6 protein-coding genes are annotated in these 8,764 nt (G+C 37.4%); 4 read left to right on the top strand and 2 right to left on the bottom strand.

The annotated features are described in order from the left end of the window. Positions 1-200 precede the first annotated feature (200 nt). Both M1381_11530 and M1381_11525 read right to left on the bottom strand, forming a co-directional pair. Positions 201-482: an SWIB/MDM2 domain-containing protein gene (locus M1381_11530; protein MCL4479702.1), complete on the bottom strand. Its 282-nt coding sequence runs from the start codon at positions 480-482 to the stop codon at positions 201-203. 187 nt (positions 483-669) lie between these two features. Next, the gene (locus M1381_11525) at positions 670-1,128 is read right to left on the bottom strand and encodes a hypothetical protein (GenBank protein MCL4479701.1); all 459 of its coding nucleotides are present in this window, start codon (positions 1,126-1,128) and stop codon (positions 670-672) included. Positions 1,129-1,464: 336 nt separating this feature from the next. Between M1381_11525 and M1381_11520 the strand changes: the two genes are divergently transcribed. From M1381_11520 to M1381_11505, 4 genes are read left to right on the top strand one after another with little or no spacing between them, the layout of a single operon-like run. Beyond that, positions 1,465-4,836, top strand: coding sequence for a phospholipase D-like domain-containing protein (locus tag M1381_11520; GenBank protein ID MCL4479700.1), 3,372 nt, complete (start codon positions 1,465-1,467; stop codon positions 4,834-4,836). Between the two features lie 47 nt (positions 4,837-4,883). Next, positions 4,884-5,087 (top strand): type II toxin-antitoxin system HicB family antitoxin, encoded by a 204-nt coding sequence (locus tag M1381_11515; protein ID MCL4479699.1) that lies wholly within the window; start codon positions 4,884-4,886, stop codon positions 5,085-5,087. Continuing rightward, the gene (locus M1381_11510) at positions 5,084-5,290 is read left to right on the top strand and encodes a type II toxin-antitoxin system HicA family toxin (GenBank protein MCL4479698.1); all 207 of its coding nucleotides are present in this window, start codon (positions 5,084-5,086) and stop codon (positions 5,288-5,290) included. The genes M1381_11515 and M1381_11510 overlap by 4 nt, the downstream gene beginning before the upstream one ends. Beyond that, complete coding sequence (locus M1381_11505; GenBank protein ID MCL4479697.1) at positions 5,291-8,749, top strand: hypothetical protein; 3,459 nt, start codon at positions 5,291-5,293, stop codon at positions 8,747-8,749. Positions 8,750-8,764 lie beyond the last annotated feature (15 nt).

Raw genomic sequence — 8,764 nt, 5'->3', positions numbered from 1 at the left:
TAGCGAGAGAGAAGCAGTCCACGCAGAGTACCACGGAAGCATTGCAGGCAGTCCGGATGTGTTTCCCTTCGCAGTGTCGAACACTCTTTCTTTTTGTTCTATCAGTCCCATGATCACTTTTGGGATAAGAGCCCAAAGATTAAGCAGCAGGAAATCCCTGCTGCTGTTAGTGGAGTGATAAAAATACGATGATGAATGAATCAGCTCAGATGCTTGCTCACCAGCTTTGTCATCTCGAACATAGTGACTGTACTCTTGCCTCCGAATACAGCTTTGAGGCTGTCATCTGCATTGATGTTTCTCTTGTTCTTCTTATCTTGCAGCCCGTTCTTCTTGATGTAAGTCCATAGCTTCTTAACAACCTCTGTCCTTGGAATAGGCTTGCTGCCCACTATGACTGCCAGCTTCTCGCTGATGTTCATTGGCTTCATGAATGCCGGGTTCGGCTTCCTCTTTGATTTTGCTTTTTTCTTTGCTGCCATTTTTCCCTCCTTTTGATTCCGGTATTTTACTATCGGTACTATAACTATTGATAAATAACAAATGGTCAGTTCATCAATCTATACATTAAACGTAAAATGTATCTCTGTTACTGGATCCCCATAACACTGACATTTTACTATCTCCGATTTTACGTTCTTAAATTTACCCGTTATTACAAGAAACTGTTCAACCCATCCCTGTACATTCCCGATTCTTAACGTGCGCTATATCTACATCAGGAAAATCCTTTATAAAATAAGTTGCATCTTTATCTGTGAATTGAGGAATCTCTGCTCTCCCTGTATCATAATAACTACTCCAGGCAACCATAACCCTTGCTAACATACTCTGCGTGTTACTGAAATTCATAAAACCCTTAAAAACTGTTGAAAGGTCATGTTTTGCAGAAAGCCTGCCCTGTTCTATACAGGTAGACAGATCCCCTTTGCCAATAACCTTATCAAGAGCTCTTAACAGATCTGTGTACAGTTTGTAGGGATACCATTCTGTCACCAATATATGCTCTTGCATATACTTTGCAGATTCTGCTGGTAAGGCATCGATCACCTTGTTTAAGACATCTTTATAATTCTTTTTAATGAATTTTATCTGTCCCAAAACTGCTACACCCGCTACCTTTGGCATATGCTCTTCTTCCTCAATGAGCTTTTATACAACTTCTATGAGGAAAGTAAAGAAAATGGCAATGAAAGTATATAAGTGTATGCTTTAAAATTCAGACTCTATGTGTATCTGAAAAATTGTATATGGATGCCAATATGAGGTGTTCATGAATGCTCTCCTGTTTCTATGACAGGGGATACTGATGACATTTTCTCTTGGTGCTCGAGTCAGAAAAGATATTTATAGAAAGTTCCTTAAGATTTTGGTATGAGGATTTTATGGATGATACATTTCCCCAAGAAGGATCCGGGCTCATAGAGCGGTTTGAAAGGAATCAGCGATTGTTAAAATAACATTATGAAGAATTTTATAACCAATAGCGGGGCGCAGCATTTAAATAATCGCTTGATCGAACTGATAGAAAAGGCTGAAGATCTGAAATTTCTTGTAGGTTTTTTTTATTTTTCAGGACTCAAGGAACTTTATGATGGGCTGAAAAATAATCCTCAGGTAAATATAAAGATCCTCGTAGGCCTGAATGTGGATAGAACAAATTACGGTCTTATTGAACATGGTGAAGGATCGAAGCATTTATCAGATGATGAGAAGGTTGAACAATTTTTTAAATCCATAAAGAATTCCATCAATACTGAATCATTTGACAATAAATCATTTTATGAACAGGTACGATTTTTTCTTGAGCTTATCATTAATGGAAGGCTGGTAATTAAAAAGACCTACGAGCCAAATCACGCGAAGCTTTATATCTTTAAGCTTACCTCTGAACAGATTGGGAGGAACAGGCTTTTTATTACGGGAAGCAGTAATTTGACAAGCTCTGGTCTCAAGGAACAGCAGGAGTTTAACGTAGAAATCAGCGACTACGGGGTTGAAGATGCAGAAGCATATTTTGACGCATTGTGGGACAAAGCTGTTCCGGTTACAGAACACGATTCCACGAAAACAAGGCTTATCAGTCTCCTTGAGAAGGATACGCTTATAAAAGAGATCGTACCTTTTGAAGCTTATGCGTATGTTTTAAAGACTTATCTTGATATGTTTCAGGGTAAAGGTATTGGACAGAGGATTATTGAGGTATTAAGGGAAAATGGATACAAGACCTATCAGTATCAACTTGATGCAATTAGCCAGTCACTATCTATCATAGAACAGAACAACGGAGTTATCATTGCGGATGTTGTAGGGCTTGGTAAAACAGTTATAGCCAGCGCAGTCGCCTTTGAATTAAAGAAAAGGGGTATTGTAATTGCCCCGCCCGGGATTATCGGAGATAAAGGGAAAACATCAGGTTGGAAACGGTATCTTGAGGACTTTCATCTGACAAATCTTGGATGGGATGCATATTCATCCGGTGATCTTGAAACAGTCATGAATATTGTATCTAAGACGAAGGATATTGAGGTTGTGATTATTGATGAGGCGCACAGGTTCAGGAATCAGGATACACAGGATTATGAGTATCTTAAAAATATCTGTAGAGGAAAGATAGTTATACTGCTTACAGCGACACCGTTTAACAACCGACCTTCGGACATATTTTCCTTGCTCAAGTTATTTATTACACCGAAACGCTCTTCGATCACCCTGAGTGATGACCTTGAAGCTCAGTTTGATATATTCAGGATAACCTTCGATAAACTTGCATACATAAGGAGGTATTATACACCATCAGACCCAAAGAAGCGTAATAGGGCATTAAGTCTTTATAAGTCCATTTTTGGGGAAGGAGAGATAGATTTAAAGGCTGTAAGACAGCGAGCACATTATCTTGCAAAGCAGATAAAAGAAACCATAGAGCCTGTAACGATCAGACGAAACCGACTCGACCTTCAGAAAAACCCCTCTTATCATGATGAAGTAAAGGAACTCTCCAGAGTTGAAGATCCTCGGGAATGGTTATTTGAACTTACAAAAGAACAGTCACTATTTTATGATACTATCATAAAGCAATACTTTGCAATGCCGGATGAGGGAGGCAGGTTCAAAGGCGCTATCTACAAACCATTTATCTATGAAACAGGTAAAGCGCAGAATTTATTTGATGGTCATCATCTTACAGAGGATGAGAATCGACAATATCAACAGCAATCTAACCTGTATGATTTTATGAGAAGGCTTCTTGTTAAGCGGTTTGAAAGCTCATTCGGTGCATTCAAGGAGAGTTTGATTAACTTTAAAGATATTACAGGTATAGTTCAAGAGTTTATAAACAAAAAAGGCAAATACATCCTTGACCGTGCACTGGTTGAAAAGATCTATGATAAGGATGAGGAATCAATAGAAGAAGCTTTAAAAAACTATGCAGATCAGATAAAAAAGGGGCAGTATCCAAAGAACCATAAGATCTATGAGATAGATAACTTCAAAAACAAACAAGGTTTTCTCAATGATATTGATGCCGATATGGCTCTGTTTGATGAGATTCTGAAACAGATCGACAACCTCAAGCTTGTTGCCATTGGTAATGACCCAAAGGCCGAGTGCCTTATCAAGAATGTCAGCGATATTCTTAATGCGACCAGAAAAATAGGTGAACCTAAAAAGAAGGTTGTCATATTTTCGGAGTATAAGGATACAGTAGAGTATTTAAGCCCTATACTCATAGAAGCGTTTAATGATAGGGTTCTTGTTATAGCCGGGCATCTCACAGCAAGCGATGTTAAAAATATTTATAGAAATTTCGACGCTGCTTATCCTGAACAGGATGATTCTTATGACATACTTCTTACGACAGATAAGCTTTCCGAGGGCTTTAATTTGAATAGGGCAGGCATGGTTATAAACTATGATATCCCATGGAATCCTGTACGTGTAATTCAAAGAGTTGGCAGGATCAATCGTATCAGCAAAAAGGTATTTGAAAGTCTGTATATTGTGAATTTTTTCCCTACTGAAAAGGGAGCAGATCTGGTGCAATCACATGAGATCGCAATGAATAAGATGTTTTTGATCCACAATGCACTTGGTGAGGATGCAAAGATCTTTGATATAGATGAGATACCGAGCCCTTCCGGATTGTATCGTAAGATATTACAAAATCCAGAAGATATGGAGCAAGAAAGTTTTTATACAAGAATCCTTAATGATTATGAGAAGATTAAGAAAGATCACCCTCAGCTTGTAGCATCGTTTAAGGATTATCCACCGAGGATAAAGGTAGCAAAAAAGGGTAAGGAGGATGAACTTTTCGTTATTATTAGAAAGGGAAGATTATTTATCCACCATAAAAGCTACGCTATGATTGATCCATTATCTGCTCCATCTATTGTTTCTTTTGAGGATATTTATGATAAGATTATAGCCGAAGAAGCTGATCCAGCCCTGCCATTAAGCGAGAAGTTTTGGGAGCATTATGAAGGAATCAAAAGTTTCCGTAAACAAACAAAAAGCAATTTGAAAGAGCAAAGCCTTGAACAAAAGGCAATGAACACATTAAATACACTTCTTAACGCTACCGGCTATGATGCATTGATTCCTCATAAAGATTTCATGAGAATGCTTCTCGAAGACATCATTGATTACGGGAATCTTCCTGATTATACACTACGCCGTATCATCAAGCTCAATATTAAGGAAATGGACAATACAGTGCAGGAGATAGAAACGCTTAAAAAGGAGCTTGGCGAAGACTATCTTTACAAGGGAAAGGACAGGCTAAAAGAACTAACAAAGGAAATCATCATTGCTATAGAAAACAGGTCTATGTAAAGAACACAAAAGATGCTATATTTTATATTGAAAGGAGGTATCAAAAAATGAAACTCAAAATAGTTATCCATAAAGCTGAAGAAGGCGGGTACTGGGCAGAAGTGCCGGCTATATTAGGTTGCTTTACACAGGGAGATACCTGGGATGAATTACTGCAAAACATATACGAGGCAATTGATGCATGCCTCTCAGTTGATACAAAAGAGATCGAGTTAAAGCCAGAAGACAAGGTACTTGAAATTGCAGTATGAAAAGCATAACAGGGAAGGAATTATGCAAGATATTGGAGAAGAAAGGCTGGGAGCTAAAAAATATAAAAGGTAGTCATCATGTGTATATGAAGTCCGGCAGAAAAGAGAGGCTAAGCGTTCCGGTACATGGCAACAAAGATTTAAAAATCGGATTACTTAAAGCAATAATGAAGATGGCAGAAATCGACGAAAATGAATTGTAGATGAACAAAGATACCTTAAAAGAGATAATCCAGAACTTTTCTCCAGAACGTTTTATTGATTTCTTCCATTCAAAAAACCGTTTCAGATTCAGACCATTCACAGAACAGGTTCCACACTACAACGATGACAACTTCACAGATGCTCTTTTTATTGGAGAAATCCCCTTTGATAATGTTAACAAACTCAGTACTTATGCCTTCCGTGTAACAAAAGCCCTTACGGAGCGTTCTGGTAAAAAAGCCCAGTATGAAAAAGGCAAAAGGATTTTAAGAGAGACAAACTCAAATGCAGGAATATTTATATTCTATGACAACAATAGCAATTTTAGATTTTCACTCATCTATCCGGAATATACCGGACAACAAAGGCAGTGGAGCAGCTTCAAAAGATTCACCTACTTCGTAAGCCCGTCATTTACAAATAAAACTTTTTTAAAGCAGATAGGTGAAGGTGATTTCTCTTCCATAGAAGCAATCAAACAAGCCTTTTCTGTAGAGAAGGTTACAAAGGAATTTTATACATCCATTGCAAACTGGTATTTCTGGGCTATTAAACATGCACGCTTTCCAGAGGATGCAGAAAAATTAGATAACGGTAGGAATATTGCTATAATCAGGCTTATAACCCGTATCATCTTTATCTGGTTTATGAAGGTTAGAGGGCTTGTACCCGATGCTTTATTTGATAAGGAAGAGATAAAAGAGATACTTGCGGATGTTTCTGCAAATGAATCTACTTATTACAAAGCCATATTACAAAATCTTTTCTTTGCAACGCTAAACACCAGGCAGGAGGAACGCAAATTCCGCAATGAAACAAGAGGCTACAAAGGTTACAATCCGGATTATGGCAACCATAATGTGTATCGCTATCAAAAGTTATTCAAGCATCCCGAGGCTATGGAACAATACTTTGCAAAAATCCCGTTTCTCAATGGTGGCTTATTTGAATGCCTTGATTACAAATCAAAGACAAAGCAGGACAGGGTTTATATAGACGGTTTTACGGATGTAGAAAAATATCAACCGAATGTGCCTAATTTTTTATTTTTCTCAGATGAAAAAAAGATTGACCTCAACAAAGAATTCGGCACTAACAACAAATCCTACAAAGTGCTTGGACTGTTAGACATCCTTTCCTCATATAACTTTACAATAGATGAAAACGAGCCTGATGATGCAGAGGTTGCACTTGATCCTGAACTTCTGGGTATAGTCTTTGAAAATCTACTTGCGTCATACAACCCTGAAACAGCGACAACAGCGAGAAAGGCAACAGGCAGCTATTACACGCCTCGCCCTATTGTTGACTACATGGTTACACAAAGCCTTATACAATATTTCAAAGCACACCTATCAGATGAGATAGAGACAAAATTATCACAACTTTTCTCTCGTGATCATTCTGAAAACCCCTGTGATGAAGCAACAACAAATAAGCTAATTGCACTCATAGAACAGCTGCGTGTTGTTGACCCTGCTGTTGGTTCAGGCGCTTTTCCTATGAGTATACTTAATAAGCTTGTTTTGCTCCTTTCCAAACTTGATCCCAATAATACCTTATGGAAACAAAGACAGATAGACGCTGTAAAGCAAAATATAAAGGATCCTGTTGTACAAAACAAGCTCATAGAACAGATAGAAAAGCAATTTCGTGACAAGAATGCAGATTACGGTAGGAAGCTGTACCTTATAGAGAAATGTATCTATGGTGTAGATATCCAGCAGATTGCTGTTGAGATCGCAAAGCTACGATTTTTTATATCTCTTCTTGTTGATGAAAAAATAGACCCGGACAAACCAAACTATGGCATAGAACCATTACCCAATCTGGACTTTAAACTCATGCAAGGAAATAGCTTGATTGCTTCATTTGCAGGTATTGATTTTGATAAACTTACAACTAAAGAGACCAAAACCGGGCAAGCAACCATAGGATTTGAAAATAGATATAACCGGCTTATTAGCCAATTTGAAGAGGTTAAAAACCAATTTCAAAACGAGCCAAACAAAGAAGCTAAAGATGGCTTACGTGAAAAGATTGAAGGTCTGCTCATTCAGATCTTTGAAGAGAAATTGAGAGAGCATTTCCCACAGTTAAAGGCTATTCAAGAAAAGGCAGAAAGCCTGGCTAATGAAAAACAACGTGCTGAATACATTGCCAGTGAAAAGCAAAGTCTCTCAAAGAAGTTAGGCTTTGACCTTGAGCAGGTAGAAAAGGAGCTTATTGCATATACAGAAGGCAAGAAGCCAAAAGATTTTTTCCTGTGGGATATCTACTTCGCAGAGGTATTTAACGAAAAAGGCGGATTTGATATCGTTATCGCCAATCCACCGTATGGATTTAGAAATGTTCTGTCAGTGGAAAAAAAGAAATATTTCCGAAAAGAAAGGAATATAAAATTTCCATCTGGAGACATTGCCGAATTGTTTATATTGATAGGTTACAACAATATGGTTAATCTAAACGGCATCCAAACATTTATCATCCCCAAAAAATCATTATATGGAGAATCATGGATTAATATTAGAAAACTGTGGATATCCAATAAACTATTATATCTTGTGGATGATAGCAAAGCATTTAAGAACGTATTGCTTGAGCAAACGTCGTTCTCTTTGATGAAAAGTTCTAAGTTAAATAAAGCTATTACTATAGGAGCCCTTGATCAAGAGAATAATCAAATACGCATCTTTGGAAACTTTCTCTTAGAAGAAATATTTACAGAAGATCTGCGTAATGCACAGATTTATAGAGGATTATACAAAGACCTGCTAAAAAAGGTATTTTCTAACTCTATTTTAGACACTTCTAAGTACATCCACGGTGAAATTGGTATTTCTAACATTACCGGCAATCTGACATTAAATCCTGACGGCAATTACCCGTGTGTCAAAGGGATTGATATCATCAAGTATGGTCTAAGACAGGAACGATATCTAAAAGGTAGTATAGCGAAAAAATACCTTTCACAATATTCAGGTGATAAAATTGTGGCACAAAAAATAGTTGCTCATGTGCAGAATCCATTTCCACATATAATCATAACAATGTTTTACGATGACAAGAATAGGCTTATACATGATACATGTGTAGAGGTAAAAGTTACTGATACAAAATTGTATAAGAAATTTATACTAGCGTATTTTCAATCTACATTCTGTAATTGGTATGCTTACAATCTAATCTATAATCGTGCTATTCGAACGATGGATTTCATAAATTATTACATAACACAGATCCCAATTCCAAAGCTAATTATAGAGGAACCGATACAACAAAACCCTTTTACTGAACTTGCTGATCAAATCCTCGCCATCACTAAGGACGAAGACTATTTACACAATCCAATCAAACAGGCAAAAGTAAAAGAGCTTGAAAAGGAGATAGACAGGCTTGTTTATAAACTCTACGACCTCACCCCTGAAGAGATTGCGATGGTTGAAGGGAAAAGATGAAGAACAAAGTATTGA

It is taken from the genome of Deltaproteobacteria bacterium (assembly GCA_023382265.1).
Lineage (GTDB): Bacteria > JAMCPX01 > JAMCPX01 > JAMCPX01 > JAMCPX01 > JAMCPX01.
The sequence above is the reverse complement of the archived record's forward strand: the minus strand, read 5'-3'. Positions and strand labels throughout refer to the sequence as shown.

What these genes read in the sequence shown, in the direction of transcription:
- M1381_11530 (MCL4479702.1), bottom strand. Translation starts at nt 482, where the DNA reads ATGGCAGCAAAGAAAAAAGCAAAATCAAAGAGGAAGCCGAACCCGGCA.
- M1381_11525 (MCL4479701.1), bottom strand. Translation starts at nt 1,128, where the DNA reads ATGCCAAAGGTAGCGGGTGTAGCAGTTTTGGGACAGATAAAATTCATT.
- M1381_11520 (MCL4479700.1), top strand. Translation starts at nt 1,465, where the DNA reads ATGAAGAATTTTATAACCAATAGCGGGGCGCAGCATTTAAATAATCGC.
- M1381_11515 (MCL4479699.1), top strand. Translation starts at nt 4,884, where the DNA reads ATGAAACTCAAAATAGTTATCCATAAAGCTGAAGAAGGCGGGTACTGG.
- M1381_11510 (MCL4479698.1), top strand. Translation starts at nt 5,084, where the DNA reads ATGAAAAGCATAACAGGGAAGGAATTATGCAAGATATTGGAGAAGAAA.
- M1381_11505 (MCL4479697.1), top strand. Translation starts at nt 5,291, where the DNA reads ATGAACAAAGATACCTTAAAAGAGATAATCCAGAACTTTTCTCCAGAA.